This is a genomic window from Bradyrhizobium sp. Leo170, from assembly GCF_004296405.1.
GTDB lineage: Bacteria > Pseudomonadota > Alphaproteobacteria > Rhizobiales > Xanthobacteraceae > Bradyrhizobium.
On the sequence record NZ_PSRR01000050.1, the window covers coordinates 1 to 19,568 of the forward strand.

Consider the following 19,568-nt stretch of genomic DNA (forward strand, 5'->3'; position numbering starts at 1 on the left):
CCCCGGCCGGATGCCTGTGCTTCAAATTAGCCTACACAACTTGCTACGATCGCTTCGTTCGCTGGTGGCGCGCCGGCGCGGCGGGCAAAGTATCCTCCACGCCAGACCATTCTTCATCGCCGAGGTCGGCAATCGCCTTCGCGACCTCGGTCCTGGCCGCGTCGTTCAACTGGACGATCGGCAGGCGCGTACTCGGCCGGATCAGCCCAAGCAGCGACAGCGCGTATTTCAGCGCCGCCGGATGCTCGGCCGCGAGCAGTCCGGCAATCGGCACCAGGCGGCTGAACAGATACCTGGCCGATTGCGGTCGTCCTTCCCTAAGGCTTGCAAGAACCGCTTGGCACAGTTCCGGCACGAGGTTCGCCACCGCGGAGATGCAACCATGACCGCCGGCGGCCATGAACGGCAGCGCGGTCAAGTCATCGCCTGACAGCAAGCGGAAGTGCGGCGGCAACGACGTGCGTATGCGGACCAGGCGTCCGACATCGCCGCTGCTGTCGCGCAATCCGATGAACTGCTCGGATTCAGCGAGGCGCTTAAGCGTCGCGTCGGAGAGTTCGCGAAGCGTGCGCGAGGGAGTGTCGTGCAGGATGACCGGAAGCGCGGTCGCCTCGGCAACCGCGCGGAAATGCACGAAGATTCCAGCCTGCATCGGCTTGTTGTAATAGGGGACCACCGAGAGCACGGCATCGGCACCGGCGGCTTCCGCCTGACGCGTCAGTTCCACCGCGCGATCCGTCGCGTTGGATCCGGCGCCGGCGATGACGCGGACGCGGCCATGCGCGACCTCGACGGCGCGGCGAACGAGGCCAGCCTTCTCTCCCGTCGCCAGGGTCGGCGCTTCGCCCGTGGTCTCGCCGACCACGATCGCGCTGGCCCCGGATGCGATCTGACGCTCGCATAGACGCGCAAAGGCGTCGAAATCGACTTCACCATCCTCATCGAACGGTGTTGGAAGGTCGGGGACGTAGCCCGTGAGCCAATCTGGTTTCATGTTGTCGTCCTTCGGAATAGGCACCGCGTTCAATATTTGGCGGCGTGTGAGCGTGTACCGGGCAGTGGAGCATGGTTGCGCGATGCCAATCCTCGCCATAGTCCATTGTCGACCTTAGGCGTCCTGACGCGCGGCGGCGCCGCATCGATTTCGATTTCGACAGCGCTTGCGAATGCCCGCTTCAGGCGCGGATCCTCGATCCGCTCAAGATACTGACGCAAAGTGGTATCGGCGGCATCGTTCTGCTGCAGAATGGCGTTGCAAAGGTCGGCACTGATCTTGCGGAAGAAGCCGAAATTCGCTTGCTCCTCATAGCTGCGGCCGCCGCGGTCGATCTCGGCGGCAACCGCCATCACGTTCAACCGATCGGCATTATCGAGCGTTACGGCAAAGCGCAGGAGCGCCAATTGCCAGGCGCGCAGCAGTCTGCTGTGCCATTCAACCGGATCCTGCGATTGCATTCGTAGCGCCTTCCCAGCCGCGCAAACGCTTTGCGATTCACGCCGCTCTTTCCATTTGCGCGAAACCCTGGCGGTGAGCGGCAAGCACGAGGCCGCGTTGGCACCTCACGCCTGCCTCGATCCGAAAGCCCATCTGCTCCAGCTTCCTTCGGATGTTGAGGCAGAATTCGCCTTCACGGGAGTCGATCAGGATCGCAATGGTGGCGTTGGCGCTGAGGAACTGCGAGATTTCCAGCAGCGCCGCCTCGATCGCCGCCAGGGTTTTTTCGCCTGTCAGCAGGCCGATGCTATGCTGCCTCCTGGGCAGTCGGCATGTTGCAGATGTCGCGACCTGAACGAAGCCGCGCCGGCGCAGCGAAAGATAGAGCTCCATGGCTCCACTTCCCGCGATGATCGTGCGGTGCAGGTTCGACAGGTGCGTCAGCGTGATCATCGTATCGACGACCTGGTCGCGGTCGGCAACTAAACAAGGCTGCATCATCTGACTCCTCCTGAATATGGGCCGCGAACCGGATCAGGCGACGCGTCGCGTGGCTGTTGGTTGCGAGGGCGCGGGAGAGGAACTTCTGTTCATGTCGAGTTCGAATTCGCGCGACAGTTCGACGATGGTTTCTGGATGATGCCCGTTCTCGAACAGCGCGTACTTGACGGCCTGGGCGCGATTGACGAACAGCCCGCCGTAGAGGCCGTTCTGTTCCTGGGCGACCCACTGGCCGCGCCGGTTTCTTCCGATAAAGACGATGGTCGACGCGGAGCTACACGATGGAGGTTCGTCGAGTTCTATGTTCACGAGTTTCATTTTTGTGATTCCCTCTCGAGACTTGGTAACGCGTTCAATATCTTTGCGGGTGGATATGAAATCGAGGAGGGCGGGTAACCGATCTCATAAGAGACCTATAAGGTCGCTAGGCCCATCGTAGGATTACCAGCCGGTGGCCGAGACGAGCGCGCAAAGCGCGGCATAGGCTGCCATCTCGTCCCAATGGTTGAGGTCAGTGCCCATGAATTGCTCCCGCCGCATCAGGGCGATGACCGCACAGAGCACGACGGACATCCAGAGTCGCGCTATGAGGCTACGGCCAAAGCCGACGCTCCCGAACAGCGCGAAACCAGTCAGGATCAGCAACCGAAACACAAATCGAACCAGGACCTGGGCCGATTTCAGTTTTTGCGGCAGGTTTGGCAACGGCTGCACGGGATTGCTCAGGCGAAATTGTCGCTCAGCATCGGCTGGTAGAAGCCATCAGCATGACGCTCGACGCTCGGCACGCTGGGCCTGCTCGACGGCGCGGTGATCTGCTGTGCCTCGACGAACGCGCAGAGGATGGCGAGCGCCAGGTCGGCGTGATGCGTCTCGATCGATTGATCGAGCCAGTCGGGCAGTTCGCGTTCGCGCGACAGCGAGCAGTACCATTCGCCGTCGTCATAGGCGAGGCGACGGACCTGCCATTGCGGCAATTCGAGGTCGAGCAGCGCCAGCGCAGCATCGGTCCACGCGCCCAGTTTGATCAATCCCTCGACGCGCGCAGTCTTGGCGCGTTGCCCCTGTGAGGGAAAGCGCCGGCAACAGTCGCGGACGAGGTCGGACATCAGTTCGACTGTCACTCTACCGGCGTCCCGCAGCCGATGGCTGAGGTCGGCGGTCAAGGGTTCTGAAAGCAGTGACATGGCGAGACCCATCGATCATGCGGCTTGACGAAATGCCGCACGTCAAAGGTGGTCAAAACGCCATTTGAAAACGAGACGGGACGGCGACCGGAAATATAAGGATTCCATAAAGATGGGCAGGAAGCGCGACGGGGGAACGTCACGCCTCGTCCTGGCGAACGCAGGACCCACAATCACCACTCTGGTTTGGAAGCGCACTGTGGCAGTGTGGCAGTCCCACTTTGCGCAACATGGACAGCGTTCGTTATGGATCCCGGATCAGCCGGGACGACAGCGATCTTTATAAGATTCCTATAACATCCGCGCAGCCTACATCTCGAAAACCTATGCGGCGGGTGGCACCTCACCTCGGAACCAAAACGGGCCTTTTGTCGGCCCGTTATGCATAGGAGCCTCCAATGCTTGATCTCGTCATGCTGGTGCTCATCGCGGCATTTTTCGCAGCCGGCATAGGCTACGCCTACGCCTGCGAACGGCTGTGAGGGGGCGCGCCATGATCTTCGACTATTCGCTCGCCGGCCTCGTCTCGCTCGGCCTTCTCTTCTACCTCACCTATGCGCTGCTGCGCCCTGAGCGGTTTTGATCAACGCCATGTTCATGATCGGCCAGCTTCTCGTGGCAGATGCGGCGCTGACCATCCTGTTGGTCGGCGTGCTTGCCATGCTGCTGCGCTCAAAGCCCATTCGAAAGGTTTAATGCCATGACCGCCATCGGCTGGTTTCAAATTATCCTCTACTGCGCGATCGTCGTCGCGCTGGTCAAGCCGCTCGGCTGGTACATGACGCGCGTCTTCAACGGCGAGGCGACCTTCCTGTCGCCGGTGCTGCGCCCGGTCGAGCGCGGGTTCTATTGGATCAGCGGCGTCGACGAAAGGCGTGAACAGCACTGGCTGACCTATACGGTCGCCATGCTGCTGTTTCATATCGGCGGCTTCCTGATCATCTACGGCGTGATGCGGTTGCAGGCCATGTTGCCGTTCAATCCGGCGGACCAGGCCGCCGTCGCCCCCGATCTGTCGTTCAACACTGCGGTCTCCTTCCTCACCAACACCAACTGGCAGAACTACGGCGGCGAGAGCACGGTGTCGTACCTGGTCCAGATGCTTGGCCTGACGCACCAGAACTTCCTCTCGGCTGCGACCGGCATCGTGCTCGCGGTGGCGTTGATCCGCGGCTTCGCGCGCGCGTCGGTGCGCACGATCGGGAATTTCTGGGTCGATATCACGCGCTGCACGCTCTACATCCTGCTGCCGATCTGCATCGTTTATTCGCTGTTCCTGGTGTCGCAGGGCATGCCGCAGACGCTCGGGCCGTATGTCGATGCGACCACGCTCGAAGGTGCCAAGCAGACGATCGCGGTCGGCCCCGTGGCCTCGCAGGTTGCGATCAAGATGCTCGGCACCAATGGCGGCGGCTTCTTCAACGCCAATGCTGCGCATCCGTTCGAGAATCCGACCGCGCTGTCGAACTTCGTGCAGATGATCTCGATCTTCGCGATTGGCGCCGCCATGACGAACGTGTTCGGCCGCATGGTCGGCAACCAGCGCCAGGGCTGGGCGATCCTCGCGGTGATGGGCGTGCTGTTCATCGCCGGCGTTTCTATCTGCTACTGGTCCGAGGCCAACGGCACCACCGCGCTGCATGCGCTGGGGCTCTCCGGCGGCAACATGGAAGGCAAGGAAGTCCGCTTCGGCATCGTTGCGTCCTCGCTGTTCGCAGTCGTCACCACCGCCGCTTCCTGCGGCGCGGTCAACGCCATGCATGACAGCTTCACCGCGCTTGGCGGCATGATCCCGCTGATCAACATGCAGCTCGGCGAAATCATCGTCGGCGGTGTCGGCGCCGGTCTCTATGGCATGCTGCTGTTCGTCGTGCTGGCGATCTTCGTCGCCGGCCTGATGGTCGGCCGCACACCGGAATATGTCGGCAAGAAGATCGAGGCGCGCGAGGTCAAGATGGCGATGCTCGCGATCCTGGTGCTGCCGCTGATGTATCTCGGCTGGACCGCGGTTGCCGTGGTGCTGCCGTCCGCGGTGGCCTCGATGGCGAACGCCGGCCCGCATGGCTTCACCGAGGTGCTCTATGCCTTCACCTCGGCGACCGGCAATAACGGCTCCGCCTTCGCAGGCCTGACCGGCAACACCTTCTTCTACAACTTGACGCTCGCCAGCGCGATGTTCGTCGGCCGCTTCTTCATGATCGTGCCGGCGATGGCGATTGCAGGTTCGCTGGCGCAGAAGAAGTCGGTCCCCCCGTCGGCGGGCACGTTCCCGACCACCGGCGGCCTGTTCGTCGGCCTTGTCGTCGGCGTGATCCTGATCATCGGCGGTCTCACCTTCTTCCCGGCGCTGGCGCTCGGACCGATCGTCGAGCACCTCGCCATGAACGCCAACACCCTGTTCTGATCGAATTGATTGGAGTCACATCCATGGAAACCATGAAACTGCAAAAGCAGGTGAGCGCGTCGACCATGCTCGACCCGAAAATCCTCGTACCTGCGATCAAATCGTCCTTCGTCAAGCTCAATCCGCGGCTGATGGCGAAGAACCCCGTGATGTTCGTGGTCGAGATCGTCGCCGCGCTCACCACGGTGATCTTCCTGCGCGACCTTGCTACCGGCGCGGAGGGCCTCGGCTTCACCTTCCAGATCATCCTCTGGCTCTGGTTCACGGTGCTGTTCGCCAATTTCGCCGAAGCCGTCGCCGAGGGCCGCGGCAAGGCGCAGGCGGATTCGCTGAAGAAGACCCGCACCGAGAGCCAGGCCAAGCTGCTGGATGGTTCGGGGCGGAACTATCGCCTCGTTCCCGGCACCACGCTCAAGGTCGGCGACATCGTGCTGGTCGAGGCCGGCGACATCATCCCCTCCGACGGCGAGGTGATCGAAGGCGTGGCCTCGGTCAATGAAGCCGCGATCACCGGCGAGTCCGCGCCCGTCATCCGTGAATCCGGCGGCGACCGTTCGGCGGTGACCGGCGGCACGCAGGTGCTGTCCGACTGGATCCGCGTCCGCATCACCGCGGCGCAAGGCTCGACCTTCATCGACCGCATGATCCGCCTGGTCGAGGGCGCCGAGCGGCAGAAGACGCCGAACGAGATCGCGCTGAACATCCTCTTGGCCGGCCTCACCATCATCTTCGTGTTCGCGACCGTGACGATCCCGAGCTATGCGTCCTATGCCGGCGGCTCGATCTCGGTCGTGGTGCTGGTGGCGCTGTTCGTGACGCTGATCCCGACCACGATCGGCGCGCTGCTCTCGGCGATCGGCATCGCCGGCATGGACCGTCTGGTGCGCTTCAACGTGCTGGCGATGTCGGGCCGCGCGGTGGAAGCCGCCGGCGACGTCGACACGCTCCTGCTCGACAAGACCGGCACCATCACGCTCGGCAACCGCCAGGCGACCGCGTTCCGTCCGGTGCGTGGCGTCACCGAGCAGGAACTCGCCGATGCCGCGCAGCTCGCCTCGCTCGCCGACGAAACGCCGGAAGGCCGTTCCATCGTCGTGCTGGCCAAGGAAAAATACGGCATCCGCAGCCGCGAGATGCATGAGCTCGCCGCGACCTTCGTGCCGTTCACCGCACAGACCCGCATGAGCGGCATCGATGCCGGCTCGTCCGCGGTCCGCAAGGGCGCGGTGGATGCGATCCTCAACTATATCGGCGGCGGCACCGCGCAGTCGTTGTCAAGCGGCAATGCGGTCCGCGCCATCCAGGCCAACGTCAACACCGACGCGGCCCGCGAACTGCAGAGCATCGCCGACGAGATCGCCAAGGAGGGCGGCACGCCGCTCGCCGTGGCGAAGGACGGCCGGCTGCTCGGCGTCATCCACCTCAAGGATATCGTCAAGGGCGGCATCCGCGAGCGTTTCGCCGAACTGCGCCGCATGGGCATCCGCACCGTGATGATCACCGGCGACAATCCGATGACTGCGGCGGCGATCGCGGCCGAAGCCGGCGTCGACGACTTCCTGGCGCAGGCAACCCCCGAGGATAAGCTCAAGCTGATCCGCGACGAGCAGGCCAAGGGCAAGCTGGTGGCGATGTGCGGCGACGGCACCAACGACGCGCCCGCGCTCGCGCAGGCTGACGTCGGCGTCGCCATGAACACCGGCACGCAAGCAGCGCGCGAAGCCGGCAACATGGTCGATCTCGACTCTAACCCGACCAAGCTCATTGAGGTGGTCGAGATCGGCAAGCAGCTCCTGATGACGCGCGGTGCGCTGACGACGTTCTCGATCGCGAACGACGTCGCGAAATATTTCGCGATCATCCCGGCGATGTTCCTGGCGTTCTACCCGCAGCTCGGCGTGCTGAATATCATGGGTCTTTCGAGCCCGCAGAGCGCCATCCTGTCGGCGATCATCTTCAACGCGCTGATCATCGTCGCGTTGATCCCGCTGGCGCTGAAGGGCGTGGCCTATCGCGCGATCGGCGCCGGCGCGCTGCTCCGCCGCAACCTGATGATCTATGGCTTAGGGGGCATCATCATCCCCTTCATCGGCATCAAGGCGATCGACCTAGTGGTCGCTGCCTTGCACCTGGCTTAATGAACACCGTCATTGCGAGCCACCGGGTCGGCGCGTAGCGCCGCCCGATGACAAGCTCCGCGAAGCAATCCATCTCTCCCCGTGCTGAACCATAGATTGCTTCGTCGCTTCGCTCCTCGCAATGACGGAGAACACTTTGGAGACGTAACATGCTTAGAGAAATTCGTCCCGCCATCGTCCTTCTGCTGTTGCTGACGGCGGTCACGGGCCTCGCCTATCCATTGGCTATCACCGCCATCGCCGGCGTGATCTTTCCGTCCCAGGCTCAGGGCAGCCTGATCGAGAAGGACGGCAAGGTCATCGGCTCCGCCCTGATCGGGCAGGAGTTCAAGGAGGACAAATATTTCCACGGCCGGCCGTCAGCGACGCTGGCGCCTGATCCGAACGATTCCTCCAAGACCGTGCCTGCGCCCTATAACGCGGCGAATTCCGGCGGCTCCAACCTTGGCCCGACCAGCAAGGCGCTGAACGACCGGATCAAGGAGGATGTCGAGAAGCTGAAGGCGGAAAATCCGTCCCAGCCGGTGCCGATCGACCTCGTCACCACCTCGGGAAGCGGCCTCGATCCCGACATTTCGCCGGAGGCGGCGCTCTTCCAGGTCCCGCGGGTGGCAAAAGCGCGCAACCTGCCGGAGCAGCAGGTCCGCCAGCTCGTCGAACCCAACACCAAGGGCCGCTTCATCGGCGTGTTGGGCGAGCCGCGGGTGAATGTCCTGGCGCTCAACCTCGCCCTGGATGGCGCTTCGAAATAAAGGCGGCTAGGCCGAATGGCGTGACGCGACTATATTTGGCCTATGGCAAATGAGCATCGCGACCTTGAGAAGCGACCCTCGCCGGACGCGCTATTGGAAGCCGCCCGGCGAGAGAACGATGCTTCCGGGCGGCTGAAGATCTTCGTCGGCGCCGCCCCTGGCGTCGGCAAGACCTACGAGATGCTGCAGAGCGCGCATGCCAAGCTCAAGGGCGGCGCCGACGTCGTGGTAGGTCTCGTCGAGACCCACGGCCGGGCCGAGACCGAGGCGCTGCTGCAGGGGCTCGAGGTGATGCCGCGCAAGCGGATCACCTACAAGGACCAAGTGCTCGAGGAGATGGACCTGGATGCGCTGATCGCGCGCCGGCCGCAGCTTGCCATCGTCGACGAACTCGCCCACACCAACGCGCCCGGCAGCCGGCATCCGAAGCGCTATCTCGACGTCGAGGAACTGCTCTCCCACGGCATCGACGTCTACACCGCCGTCAACATCCAGCACATCGAAAGCCTCAACGACGTCATAGCCCAGATCACGCATGTGCGGGTGCGCGAGACGGTGCCCGACTCGATCTTCGACCGCGCCGACGCGATCGAGCTGATCGATCTACCGCCCGACGACCTGATCCAGCGATTGAAGGAGGGCAAGGTCTATGTGCCCAAGCAGGCGGAGCGGGCGCTTCAGCATTATTTCTCGCCCGGCAACCTGACCGCGCTGCGCGAACTGGCGCTGCGGCGCACGGCCGAGCGGGTCGATGAGCAATTGCTCAACCACATGCAGGCCAATGCCATCGCCGGTCCCTGGGCCGCGGGCGAGCGCATATTGGTCTGCGTCAGCGAGGATCCGCGCGCCGCCGGCCTCGTGCGCTACGCCAAGCGGCTTGCTGATCGCCTGCACGCGCCCTGGACCGCGATCAGCATCGAAACCCGGCGTAGCCTGCAGCTCTCTGACGAGCAGCGCGACCGGCTCGCCGATACGATGCGGCTTGCCGAATCGCTCGGCGGCGAGGCGCTGACGATTCCCGCCGTGCATCGGCATATCGCGGATGATCTGATCAATTTTGCGCAGTCCACCAACGTCACGCATGTCGTGATCGGAAAATCGTCGCGTTCGCGCTGGTTCGAGATCCTGCGCGGCTCGGTGGTGCACGAGCTGGTACGGCGCTCCGGCAACATCAGCGTGCATGTCATCGCCGGCGAGGATCTGCCTGCCGGCCTAGAGAGAGGGCCGGCGGTGCAGACGGCGGCGCGGACCGAGCCGTTCAACCTCAGGCCTTACCTGCACTCGCTCCTGATCGTCGGCCTGGGGCTCGGCGCCGCCACGCTGGTTCATCCGCGCTTCGGCGTCGAGAACGTCGATCTGGTGTTCCTCACCGCGGTTGTCGTGGTGGCCGTGCGCTATGGCCTGTGGCCGTCATTGCTCGCGAGCGTCGTGGCTTCGCTGTGCTACAATTTCTTCTTCCTGCCGCCGGTCTACACCTTCACGATCACCGACCCGACCAATATCGCGGCGTTCTTCTTCTTCATGCTGATCGCGCTATTGGTCTCCAATGTCGCCGCGCGGGTGCGGGTGCAGGCCGATACCGCGATCAGCCGCGTGCGCATGACCGAGTGGCTTTACGCCTTCAGCCGCAAGCTCGCGGGCACCGCGACGCTGGACGACGTGCTGTGGGCGACCGCCTATCAGATCGCGCTGATGCTGAAGGTGCGCGTGGTGCTGCTGCTGCCGGAAGACGGGCTGCTTGTGGTGAAGGCCGGCTATCCGCCGGAAGACCAGCTCGACGACGCCGATCTCGCGGCCGCGAACTGGGCCTGGTCCAACGATCGGCCGGCCGGTCGCGGCTCGGACACGCTGCCTGGTGCCAAGCGCCTGTTCCTGCCGATGCGGACCGGCCGCGGACTGATCGGTGCCATCGGCATCGACAATGACAAGACCGGTCCGCTGCTGACGCCGGACCAGCGGCGGCTCCTGGATGCGCTGGTCGACCAGGGCGCGCTCGCGATCGAGCGCGTGCTGCTGGTCGAGGACATGGACAAGGTCAAGCGAACGGTTGAATCCGAACGCCTGCGCTCGGCGCTCCTGACGTCGATCTCGCATGATCTGAAGACCCCGCTGGCTTCCGTGCTCGGCGCCGCCTCGACCATGCGCGATCTCGGCGGCAACCTCACGGATGCGCAGAAGCACGATCTGATCGCGACCGTGATCGACGAGTCCGAACGGCTGAACCGCTTCATCGCCAATCTGCTCGACATGACCAAGCTCGAATCGGGCGCCATCGTGCCGAACACGGCGCGGCATGATGTCGGCGAAATCGTCGGCAGCGCGCTGCGCCGCGCCGGCAAGATCCTGGTGCGGCACAAGGTTTCGCTCGATCTCGCCGCCGATCTGCCGATGCTGGAGCTCGACGCGGTGCTGTTCGAGCAGGTGCTGTTCAACCTGCTCGACAACGCGGCGAAATACGCCCCTGCCGACACCACGATCTCGATCCGCGGCTGGCAGGATCGGGATGCGATCGTGCTGCAGGTCATGGACGAGGGCAGCGGCATTCCGCCGGCCGAGCTCGAAAGCATCTTCGACAAGTTCTACCGCGTGCAAAAGGGCGATCATGTCCGCCCCGGCACTGGCCTCGGTCTTGCGATCTCCCGCGGATTCGTCGAAGCCATGCATGGCACGATCTCGGCCGCCAACCGCACCGACCGGAGCGGCGCCGTGTTGACAATCCGGCTGCCGATCCCGGCGGCTACCGCTGTGCTGGATACCGCCGCATGAATGCAACACCGATCAAGGTCCTGGTCATCGATGACGAGCCGCCGATCCGAAAATTGCTGCGCATGGGGCTGAACACGCAGGGCTACGAGATTCTCGAAGCCTCCAATGGCAAAGCCGGGCTGGAGATGCTCGCCCAGGGGCCGGCGCTGATCATCCTCGATCTCGGCCTGCCTGATATCCAGGGCCATGACCTCCTGCGCATGATCCGCGCGCGCAACGAAAGCGTGCCGATCGTGGTGCTGTCGAGCCGCGGCGACGAGGCGGGCAAGGTGCAAGCGCTCGACCTCGGCGCCGACGACTATCTGACCAAACCGTTCGGGATGGATGAGCTGCTGGCACGCTTGCGCGCGGCGCTGCGCCATCAATTGCAGGTGCAGGGTGAGCGGCCGGTGTTTCGCACCGGCGATCTCTCGGTCGACCTCGTGCGCCGTATCGTCAAGGTCGGCGATCGCGAAGTGAAGCTGTCGCCGAAGGAGTATGACCTGCTCCGTGTGCTGGTGCAGCACGCCGGCAAGGTGCTGACGCATCGTTTCCTGTTGAAGGAATTGTGGGACGAACTCACCGACGCGCAATATCTTCGCGTCTATGTCCGTCAGCTTCGCCAGAAGATCGAAGCCGACCCCGAGCGTCCGCAATTCGTGCTGACGGAAACTGGTATCGGTTATCGCTTGCGCGCGGCGGACTGAAGCGGGTTGCAGAGGCGGAACTTTCTCGGGATGAGGAAATTAATCTCCCTCAATCGGGAGATACGCCAATGGCACGAAAATATTCCAGGAAAGCATCCGGCGACGTCAGGCGCGCGATGAAGAAGCGCAAGGCCGGCACGTTGAAGAGCGGCCGGTCGGGCCGCAAGGTCAAGAGCCGCAAACAGGCGATCGCGATCGGACTTTCGGAAGCACGCGCCAAAGGCAGGAAAGTCCCGAAGAAGGCGTCAAAGAAGAAAACTTCCAAGAAGAAAACGACGAAGAAGCGGAAGGCCGCAAAGAAGCGGAAGGCGAAGCGATAGTTTTACGCTCCGCCGTCATTGCGAGCGAAGCGAAGCAATCCATTGCCGCCGCGAGTCGGGTGGGAGTGGATTGCTTCGCTTCGCTCGCAATGACGGTGGTGACGATTATTTCGCCTTCATGGCGATTGCCGTTACCCCGCCTTGCGTGCGCGTGCCGTCGAGCGATGGGCTTTCCGCGGCGCGCGGCGGTGCGATGCCTGGCGGCGGGAGGTGGAATGGCCGCGTTTCTTGGCCGCCGAGCGGCCCTTCAGACTCTGCTTCAGCGCATCCATCAGGTTGACGACGTTGCTCGGCCGCTCCTCGGGCTCCGCAGCCTCGATCGGCTTGCCGGCCGCCTTGCGCCGCACCAGCGCCTTCAGCGCGTCCTCATAGTCGTCCTTGAATTTCGAAGGGTCGAAATGGGCGGCCTTGCTGTCGAGGATGTGGCCGGCCAGCTCGACCATGTCCTTGGTGATCTTCGGCGTCTTGATCTCGTCGAAATAATCATCCTCGTCGCGCAGCTCGTAAGGGTAACGCAAGGTGGTGCCGAGCAGGCCCTTGCCGAGCGGCTCGATCGCCATGACGTGCTCGCGGTTGGTCAGCACAATGCGCGCCAGCGCCACGCGCTCCTGGTCCTTCATCGCGTCGCGGATCACAGCGAAAGCGTCGACGCCAGCCTTGCCGTCGGGCGCGATGTAATAAGGATGGTTGAGATAGCGCTTGTCGATCTCGTCCCTGGGCACGAAGCTTTCGATATCAATGGTATGGTTGCTCTCGATCTGGACGGACTCGAGCTCCTCCGGTTCGATCTCGACATATTTCCCTTTTCGGAGCTCATAGCCGCGCGCCTTCTGGTCGGCTTCGACGACGTCGCCGGTCTCGGCATCTACCATCTGCTGCTTCAAACGGTTGCCGGTCTCCTTGTTGATCATGTGGAAGCGGGTTTTCGCAACCGAGGTCGAGGCCGGATACAGCAGCACCGGGCACGCCACCAGCGAGAGCTTCAAGGTGCCTTTCCAATAGGCGCGAGGAGCCATTACATTCTCCAGATATTGCAGAGTATGGGAACTTCAACCGATGCGAGGGGTTTTGGTTCCTGGTATATACCGTCGCGTAAGGCGGCGGCCATTTGCGTGAGGTGCACCCGTGCTGCAGAGAAACCTGTCCACCTACCGCAAGAAGCGCGACTTCTCCAAGACCGAGGAGCCCTCCGGCGAGGTCAAGGTCGCGCCGTCCAAACACCGGCGCTTCGTGATCCAGAAGCATGACGCCACGCGGCTGCATTACGACCTCCGTCTCGAAATGGACGGGGTCTTCAAGTCATGGGCGGTGACCAAGGGGCCCTCGCTCGATCCGCACGACAAGCGGCTTGCGGTCGAAGTCGAGGACCATCCGCTCGATTACGGCGATTTCGAAGGCACCATTCCGGAAGGCCAGTATGGCGGCGGCACCGTGATGCTGTGGGATCGCGGTTATTGGGAATCGGACGATCCCGACGCCGGGTTCAAGAAGGGCGACCTGAAGTTCACCCTGGACGGCGGCAAGCTGCATGGAAGCTGGGTGCTGGTGCGGATGCGCGGCGATCGCTTCGGCGGCAAGCGCACCAATTGGCTTCTGATCAAGCACCGCGACGAATACGCCAGCGAGGACGGAGAAAGCATCCTCGATGAGGACCGTTCGGTCGCTTCAGGCCGCACGATGGAGCAGATCGCGGCCGGCAAGGGCAGGGCGCCGAAGCCGTTCATGCTGGCAAAGAATGGCCGCGCGAGGGCGAAGGCCGATGCCGTCTGGCAATCCAACCGGGAGGAGACCAGTGCGGCGCGTCCGAGGACGAAAGCGCCGGCGCCCAAAACGCTGGTATCCAAATCGCGCGCTTCCGCCAAAGCCAAGAAGATCGAGGCGAAGAAGGTCGAGGCGATGCCGGACTTCGTTGCGCCAGAGCTCTGCACGCCTGTCGACCGTCCGCCCGGCGGTGCGGGCTGGTGTCACGAGATCAAGTTCGATGGCTACCGCGTGCAATTGCGCGTCGAAGACGGCGAGGCCACGCTCAAGACCCGCAAGGGCCTCGACTGGACCGACAAGTTCGATGCGATCGCGAAAGAGGGCGGCAAGCTGCCGGATATGATTGTTGACGGCGAGATCGTCGCGCTGGACAAGGACGGCACACCGGATTTCTCGACGCTGCAGGCGGCGATCTCGGACGGCAAGACCGACGATCTGATCTTCTATGCCTTCGACCTGCTTTTCGCCGAGAATGAGGATCTGCGTGCGCTGCCGCTCGCCGAGCGTAAGGCGCGGCTGAAGCGGCTTCTGGAAGCACGAAAAGGCAAGGGCAAGCTGATCCACTATGTCGAGCATTTCGAGAGCAGCGGAGATGCGGTGCTGCAGTCGGCCTGCAAATTGGCGCTGGAGGGCATCGTCTCCAAGAAGCTGGATGCGCCCTATCGCTCCGGCCGTTCCGAGCTGTGGACCAAGGCGAAATGCCGTGCCGGTCACGAAGTCGTGCTGGGCGGCTGGAAGACCACCAGCGGAAAATTCCGCTCGCTGATGGCCGGCGTCTATCGCGGCGATCATCTCGCCTTTGTCGGCATTGTCGGCACCGGCTTCGGCCAGGACAAGGTCCGCCGGCTGCTGCCGGTGCTGAAGGCGCACGAATCCAGCGAGAGCCCGTTCGGCGGCGAGAATGCGCCGCGCAAGACCCGCGATATTCACTGGCTGAAGCCCGACCTCGTTGCCGAGATCGAATTCGCCGGCTGGACCGAGGGCGGCAATATCCGGCAGGCCGCGTTCAAGGGACTGCGCCAGGACAAGCCGGCCAAGGAGGTGGAGGCCGAAGAGCCGGCCAAGACCGAGATTGCCGAACCGAAGCCGGGCAGGGTTGCGGCGAAAGCTGCGAAATCGGCGGCGGATAAATCCTCTGTCGTCATGGGCGTCGTGATCTCGAAGCCCGACAAGGAGCTGTGGCCCGACGCCTTCGACGGCGAGGCCGTCACCAAGCTCGATCTCGCGCGCTATTACGAGACGGTCGGCGAATGGATGATCGCCCATCTCAAGGGCCGGCCGTGCTCGATCGTGCGCGCGCCCGACGGCATCAACGGCGAAAAGTTCTTCCAGCGCCATGCGATGCAGGGCATGTCGAACCTGCTGGAGCTCGCAAAGGTCTCCGGTGATCGCAAGCCCTATGTGCAGATCGATCGCGTCGAGGGATTGGCGGCGGTTGCGCAGATCGGCGGCCTCGAACTGCATCCCTGGAATTGTGCGCCCGATATCTACGACACGCCGGGACGGCTGGTGTTCGACCTCGATCCCGCGCCGAACGTCGAATTTTCTGATGTCATCGAGGCCGCCAAGGACATGCGCCAGCGGCTGGCGGCGGTCGGGCTCAAGAGCTTCTGCAAGACCACCGGCGGCAAGGGCCTGCATGTCGTGGCGCCGTTGCTGTATGGCGCGAAGGACCGCGTGACCTGGAAAGAAGCCAAAGCGTTCGCGCAGGCGATCTGCCAGTGGATGGCCAATGACGATCCCGAGCAATATCTGCTCAACATGTCGAAGAAGCTGCGCAAGGGAAAGATCTTCCTCGACTATCTGCGCAACGACCGGATGTCGACCGCGGTGGCCGCGCTGTCGCCACGCGCACGTGAGGGCGCCACCGTCTCGATGCCGCTGACCTGGGCGCAGGTGCGCGGCGATCTCGATCCGAAGAAATACACGGTGCGCACGGTGCCGTCGCTGCTCACCAGGAGCAAGGCCTGGGATGGCTATGACGATGCCGCCACGTCGATCAAGGCGGCGATGAAGAAGCTGGCGGCGAAGAAGTAGGGTGGGCAAAGCGAAGCGTGCCCACCCTACGATTCTACGAGTCGTCATTGCGAGGAGCGAAGCGACGAAGCAATCCATCGCTCCACGTGCGGAGAGATGGATTGCTTCGCTTACGCTCGCAATGACGGGAAACGAATCAGCGGATTCGTGTGTGCCTCAGATCCTCCCGAGCAATAGCAGGATCAACAGGATGACGATCACGAGTCCAAGCCCGCCGCCGCCGTAGTAGCCGGTGCCGTAGAACGGTCCGCCGCCGACGCCGCTGAAGCCGCCCAGCAAGAGGATGATCAGAATGATGAGTATGATCGTTCCAAGTGACATATAAGTCTCTCCTCAGCCCGGAGGGCTTGGTTGCTGCGTTCTGCCCTTCTTGAGGAAAACGAACCTAAATCATGAAGGTTCCGGCTTTTGCGCTGCACGTATCGGCCTTCTGTTCGGCGGAGGTGGCACTACATGCAGTTGATCATGGGAGGATTTTTGCAATGTCTGCTCCATTGGTCGTTTCGATTCCGCATAGCCTTGGCCGCGAGGAAGCGATGCGTCGCTTGAAGACGGGACTCTCCCGCGCCGCGAACAGCGTGCCGGTGCTCAAGGTCGACGAGGAGCGCTGGGAGGACAATCGGATGATCTTTCGCGTGCGTGCGCTCGGGCAGGCCGCGACCGGCCATGTCGATGTCAACGAAGATAATGTCAATGTGGAAGTGACTTTGCCCTGGCTGCTGCAGCGCTTTGCCGAAGTCGCGCAAACCGCGATCCGCAATCGCGGCCGCCTGCTGCTGACGAAACGCAATTGATGCGTTCAGTCTAAGCGCGGACGCGCTTTCGTGCCGGCCTTGATGCGGCGACGACCTTTGCCTTGAGGGATGCAACAGGCAAATGCCGGAAGAGCGTGGAGAGCCGAAGCTCGTTCTCGCCGGCATCGGTGACGTAGCCCTTGATACTGACCGCGCCGTCAAAAGCGTTCGCGCTTGGCCAGACACGGCCGACTTCGGTGAAAGGCGCAAAGGACTTTGCAGCGACGACGATGACTGCGTCGCGTTCCCATTGTCGCGCAAAGGCGATGACGTGATCGCGGTGTGGTCCGCTCGTCTCCAGCGGCAGATAGTTGCCTTGCGTGAACACGTCCGGTAGTTCGCTGCGAAGCCGCAGCAGGTGCCGGGTCCAGGCGAGCTTCAGCCGACCATCGGGCCATTCCTGCACAAGCCGACCCCAATCCGGCGTGTCGAGCGCGGCAAGCGCGGATGCGCGTGCGGCGAAGTCGACCGGACGGCGATTGTCGGGATCGACGAGGGAGAAATCCCAGAACTCGGTGCCCTCATAGAAGTCGGGCACGCCGGGAAGCGTCGCCTTCAGCGTGAGCTGGCTCAGCGAATTCAGGGCACCCAATAGCGATAGCCGCCGCGCCAATGTTTCCAGCGCGTTCAGGAATTCGGCCGAACGCGAACGGTCGAGAATGCGCTCGAGGAACGTCTTGACCCCGGCCTCATAGGCCTGGTTCGGATTGAGCCAGCTCGTCTCCTGCTTGCCTTCGCGAGAGGCTTTCAGCGCATAGGCCTGCATGCGCGCGAGGAAGTCGGGATCATCAGGCTGCCATGCGCCAAGCAGCGCCTGGTAGAGCATGTACTCAGAGGTCGCCGACGGTGCGCGAAATTCGCCGTCGACCAAAAGATGCGGCGCGTTCAGGACTTTCCAGCGCGATACGGCGCTCGTCCACTCGCCGGGAATTTCCGCCAGCGCCATGATGCGGGTACGGGCGTCCTCGCCGCGCTTGGTGTCGTGGGTCGCGGTCGCGGTCATGCCGTGCGGCGATTCATTGGCGCGCTTGCGCATCATCTGGTGAAATGCGTCGATCGACAACGCTTTTGCGGCAGGATCGCCACCGACCTCGTTCAGCGCGAGCAGGCGGTGATAGCGGTAGAAGGTGGTGTCCTCCAATGACTTTGCCATCATCGGCCCGGTGAACTGCTGCACCTTCTGCGCAAAGCGCCGGACGCGCGGCGCGCTGTGGGCGGCGCGGCCGGGCTTGATCAGGTCCATGGTCAGCGCGTCCTGGAGGAAATCGAAAATGCCTTCGTCGGCGGCGAACCAGTCGGCGCGCGCCCGCTCGATCGTGTGGGCGATCAATGCGCGATCATGCGGCGTCGGGCCGGAGGCAGTGAGATAAGTGCGATAGACCGGGAAGTGCAGCACATAAAGCTCGAGCGCCTGTCGCAGGCTGTCGGCGGAAAAATCGCGGGTCGAGTAGTGGCCGTTCGCGATCCGCGCGAGCAGCCGCCACAGCACGGTGAACTCGCTGGTCAAGAGCGTCTCGAGCACGCGGCGCTTTCCTTCTTTCAGCACCGGCGCGATCCGTGGCGAGCGGTTGCTGATTTGCCGCCAGATCTCGTCGAGCGGCTCCAGGCCCTTGCCTTCGACCAAGGCTTGCGTGATCGCGTTCATCCATTCATAGCCGGTGGTGCCGTGAACGCCGGCAAGCGCGGGCAGCTTCTCGTGCTCGCCGAGGATCTTTTCGATCACCAGATAGAACGGCCGGCGCCACCTTGCGCATGACGGATCAGGCGGCGCAGCCGCTGGCAATATTGCGCGGGATCGCACAGGCCGTCGATATGGTCGAGCCGCAATCCCTGCAGCTTGCCTTCGGCGATCAACCGCTGCACGAGCACGTGGATCGCCTCGAACGTGGCGGCGTCCTCGACACGGATGCCGGCGAGATTGTTGATGTCGAAGAAACGGCGGTAGTTGATGTCGCTGGAGGCAAGCCGCCAATGGCCGAGCTTGTAGTGCTGGCGTTCGAGCAGATGATGCAGTGCGAGCGTCCGCGCCGGGCGGCCTTCGCCGGCGCGATAGGCCGATAGCCCGCGCGCGATGATCTCGGCGGCATCAGCGATCGCCTTCAGCTCGGCCTTGAAGGCGGGCGCTTCCTTCCGATTGGGATGGCGAAATCCCGTATAGCGCGACGCGAGCGTGAGGATGCCCTTGCCGGCATCGCTCTCGGCCGCATCAGCTTCGCGCACGATCGTTCGCAGCACCTCGCCATAGCGCTCCGGCGCGATCGGCAGGCGGTGCTCGAAATACCAGGCGGAAAAGCTGCCTTCGCCCGCATCGTAGCGCAGTTCGATCTCGCCGCGCTCCAGCGCCTGGCCATAGGACGAGCCGAGGATCGGCAGCAGCACGCCGCCGCGGGCGCGGTAGGGCAATTGCTCCCAGTCGATGTCGAAGGAAGCCGCGCGCGGCGAGGTGGGGCCCCACTCGAGCACGTCGAGCCACCAGGGATTGTCATCGAAATGCACGCCCACATGATTGGGCACGAAGTCCAGGATCAAACCGATATCGTGCTGCTTCAGCGCCGCATTCAAGCGCTCGAACCCGGCTTCGCCGCCGAGTTCCGGATTGAACTTGGTGTGATCGACGATGTCGTAGCCGTGGGTCGAGCCCTTGCGCGCCTTCATGAAGGGCGAGGCATAGAGATGCGTGATGCCGAGCGCCTTGAGATAGGAGACGACTTCGGCGGCGGCATCGAAGTCGAAATCGGCGGTGAGCTGCAACCGATAGGTCGCGATCGGAATCGCGGGGGGCATTTC

17 protein-coding genes and 1 pseudogene are annotated in these 19,568 nt (G+C 63.2%); 9 read left to right on the forward strand and 9 right to left on the reverse strand.

Annotated elements, in window-relative coordinates:
• Positions 1 to 43: 43 nt before the first annotated feature.
• From dapA to CWO89_RS11755, 6 genes are all read right to left on the reverse strand, one after another.
• Positions 44 to 994: a 4-hydroxy-tetrahydrodipicolinate synthase gene (gene dapA / locus CWO89_RS11730; protein WP_130578773.1), complete on the reverse strand. Its 951-nt coding sequence runs from the start codon at positions 992 to 994 to the stop codon at positions 44 to 46.
• 29 nt (positions 995 to 1,023) lie between these two features.
• Positions 1,024 to 1,455, reverse strand: a complete 432-nt coding sequence (locus CWO89_RS11735; protein WP_130578774.1) for a hypothetical protein — start codon at positions 1,453 to 1,455, stop codon at positions 1,024 to 1,026.
• Positions 1,456 to 1,492: 37 nt separating this feature from the next.
• Entirely contained in the window at positions 1,493 to 1,888 is a 396-nt protein-coding gene (locus CWO89_RS11740) for a hypothetical protein (RefSeq protein WP_245476034.1), read from the reverse strand.
• Between the two features lie 81 nt (positions 1,889 to 1,969).
• Positions 1,970 to 2,239 carry a hypothetical protein gene (locus CWO89_RS11745; RefSeq protein WP_165421110.1) on the reverse strand — a complete coding sequence of 90 codons (270 nt, stop codon included), beginning with the start codon at positions 2,237 to 2,239 and terminating at the stop codon, positions 1,970 to 1,972.
• Positions 2,240 to 2,377: 138 nt separating this feature from the next.
• The gene (locus tag CWO89_RS11750; protein WP_245476036.1) at positions 2,378 to 2,650 is read right to left on the reverse strand and encodes a hypothetical protein; all 273 of its coding nucleotides are present in this window, start codon (positions 2,648 to 2,650) and stop codon (positions 2,378 to 2,380) included.
• 8 nt (positions 2,651 to 2,658) lie between these two features.
• Positions 2,659 to 3,123, reverse strand: coding sequence for a hypothetical protein (locus CWO89_RS11755; RefSeq protein WP_130578777.1), 465 nt, complete (start codon positions 3,121 to 3,123; stop codon positions 2,659 to 2,661).
• A 493-nt stretch (positions 3,124 to 3,616) separates the two neighbouring features.
• Between CWO89_RS11755 and CWO89_RS11760 the strand changes: the two genes are divergently transcribed.
• The 7 genes from CWO89_RS11760 (at position 3,617) to CWO89_RS11790 (ending at position 12,189) form a co-directional block, all read left to right on the forward strand.
• Entirely contained in the window at positions 3,617 to 3,706 is a 90-nt protein-coding gene (locus CWO89_RS11760) for a K(+)-transporting ATPase subunit F (protein ID WP_016846764.1), read from the forward strand.
• A gap of 117 nt (positions 3,707 to 3,823) precedes the next feature.
• Positions 3,824 to 5,527 (forward strand): potassium-transporting ATPase subunit KdpA, encoded by a 1,704-nt coding sequence (gene kdpA / locus CWO89_RS11765; protein ID WP_130578778.1) that lies wholly within the window; start codon positions 3,824 to 3,826, stop codon positions 5,525 to 5,527.
• Positions 5,528 to 5,550: 23 nt separating this feature from the next.
• A complete protein-coding gene (gene kdpB, locus CWO89_RS11770; RefSeq protein WP_130578779.1) occupies positions 5,551 to 7,665 on the forward strand; it encodes a potassium-transporting ATPase subunit KdpB in 2,115 nt (704 codons plus the stop codon).
• Between the two features lie 149 nt (positions 7,666 to 7,814).
• Positions 7,815 to 8,417: a K(+)-transporting ATPase subunit C gene (locus tag CWO89_RS11775; protein WP_130578780.1), complete on the forward strand. Its 603-nt coding sequence runs from the start codon at positions 7,815 to 7,817 to the stop codon at positions 8,415 to 8,417.
• 42 nt (positions 8,418 to 8,459) lie between these two features.
• A complete protein-coding gene (locus CWO89_RS11780; RefSeq protein ID WP_130578781.1) occupies positions 8,460 to 11,183 on the forward strand; it encodes a DUF4118 domain-containing protein in 2,724 nt (907 codons plus the stop codon).
• Positions 11,180 to 11,869, forward strand: coding sequence for a response regulator (locus tag CWO89_RS11785; protein WP_130578782.1), 690 nt, complete (start codon positions 11,180 to 11,182; stop codon positions 11,867 to 11,869). Before CWO89_RS11780 ends, CWO89_RS11785 begins: the two co-directional genes overlap by 4 nt.
• A 68-nt stretch (positions 11,870 to 11,937) precedes the next feature.
• A complete protein-coding gene (locus tag CWO89_RS11790) occupies positions 11,938 to 12,189 on the forward strand; it encodes a DUF6496 domain-containing protein (RefSeq protein WP_130578783.1) in 252 nt (83 codons plus the stop codon).
• A 131-nt stretch (positions 12,190 to 12,320) separates the two neighbouring features.
• On the opposite strand, the gene ku is transcribed toward CWO89_RS11790, so the two are convergent.
• Positions 12,321 to 13,205, reverse strand: coding sequence for a non-homologous end joining protein Ku (gene ku / locus CWO89_RS11795; protein ID WP_130578784.1), 885 nt, complete (start codon positions 13,203 to 13,205; stop codon positions 12,321 to 12,323).
• 112 nt (positions 13,206 to 13,317) lie between these two features.
• Between ku and ligD the strand changes: the two genes are divergently transcribed.
• Entirely contained in the window at positions 13,318 to 15,987 is a 2,670-nt protein-coding gene (gene ligD, locus CWO89_RS11800) for a DNA ligase D (RefSeq protein ID WP_130578794.1), read from the forward strand.
• Between the two features lie 156 nt (positions 15,988 to 16,143).
• Here ligD and CWO89_RS11805 read toward each other — a convergent pair whose 3' ends face one another.
• Positions 16,144 to 16,308 carry a DUF3309 family protein gene (locus CWO89_RS11805; protein ID WP_084799604.1) on the reverse strand — a complete coding sequence of 55 codons (165 nt, stop codon included), beginning with the start codon at positions 16,306 to 16,308 and terminating at the stop codon, positions 16,144 to 16,146.
• A 161-nt stretch (positions 16,309 to 16,469) separates the two neighbouring features.
• On the opposite strand from CWO89_RS11805, the gene CWO89_RS11810 reads away from it, so the two are divergent.
• Positions 16,470 to 16,781 carry a polyhydroxyalkanoic acid system family protein gene (locus tag CWO89_RS11810; protein ID WP_130224529.1) on the forward strand — a complete coding sequence of 104 codons (312 nt, stop codon included), beginning with the start codon at positions 16,470 to 16,472 and terminating at the stop codon, positions 16,779 to 16,781.
• Positions 16,782 to 16,791: 10 nt separating this feature from the next.
• Here CWO89_RS11810 and treY read toward each other — a convergent pair.
• Positions 16,792 to 19,565: pseudogene (gene treY, locus CWO89_RS11815) on the reverse strand (malto-oligosyltrehalose synthase).
• Positions 19,566 to 19,568 lie beyond the last annotated feature (3 nt).

Bases quoted from the DNA above. Each gene is read 5' to 3' on its own strand.
- dapA (WP_130578773.1), bottom strand. From the start codon at position 994: ATGAAACCAGATTGGCTCACGGGCTACGTCCCCGACCTTCCAACACCG.
- CWO89_RS11735 (WP_130578774.1), bottom strand. From the start codon at position 1,455: ATGCAATCGCAGGATCCGGTTGAATGGCACAGCAGACTGCTGCGCGCC.
- CWO89_RS11740 (WP_245476034.1), bottom strand. From the start codon at position 1,888: ATGATCACGCTGACGCACCTGTCGAACCTGCACCGCACGATCATCGCG.
- CWO89_RS11755 (WP_130578777.1), bottom strand. From the start codon at position 3,123: ATGTCACTGCTTTCAGAACCCTTGACCGCCGACCTCAGCCATCGGCTG.
- CWO89_RS11760 (WP_016846764.1), top strand. From the start codon at position 3,617: ATGATCTTCGACTATTCGCTCGCCGGCCTCGTCTCGCTCGGCCTTCTC.
- kdpA (WP_130578778.1), top strand. From the start codon at position 3,824: ATGACCGCCATCGGCTGGTTTCAAATTATCCTCTACTGCGCGATCGTC.
- kdpB (WP_130578779.1), top strand. From the start codon at position 5,551: ATGGAAACCATGAAACTGCAAAAGCAGGTGAGCGCGTCGACCATGCTC.
- CWO89_RS11775 (WP_130578780.1), top strand. From the start codon at position 7,815: ATGCTTAGAGAAATTCGTCCCGCCATCGTCCTTCTGCTGTTGCTGACG.
- CWO89_RS11780 (WP_130578781.1), top strand. From the start codon at position 8,460: ATGGCAAATGAGCATCGCGACCTTGAGAAGCGACCCTCGCCGGACGCG.
- CWO89_RS11785 (WP_130578782.1), top strand. From the start codon at position 11,180: ATGAATGCAACACCGATCAAGGTCCTGGTCATCGATGACGAGCCGCCG.
- CWO89_RS11790 (WP_130578783.1), top strand. From the start codon at position 11,938: ATGGCACGAAAATATTCCAGGAAAGCATCCGGCGACGTCAGGCGCGCG.
- ku (WP_130578784.1), bottom strand. From the start codon at position 13,205: ATGGCTCCTCGCGCCTATTGGAAAGGCACCTTGAAGCTCTCGCTGGTG.
- CWO89_RS11805 (WP_084799604.1), bottom strand. From the start codon at position 16,308: ATGTCACTTGGAACGATCATACTCATCATTCTGATCATCCTCTTGCTG.
- CWO89_RS11810 (WP_130224529.1), top strand. From the start codon at position 16,470: ATGTCTGCTCCATTGGTCGTTTCGATTCCGCATAGCCTTGGCCGCGAG.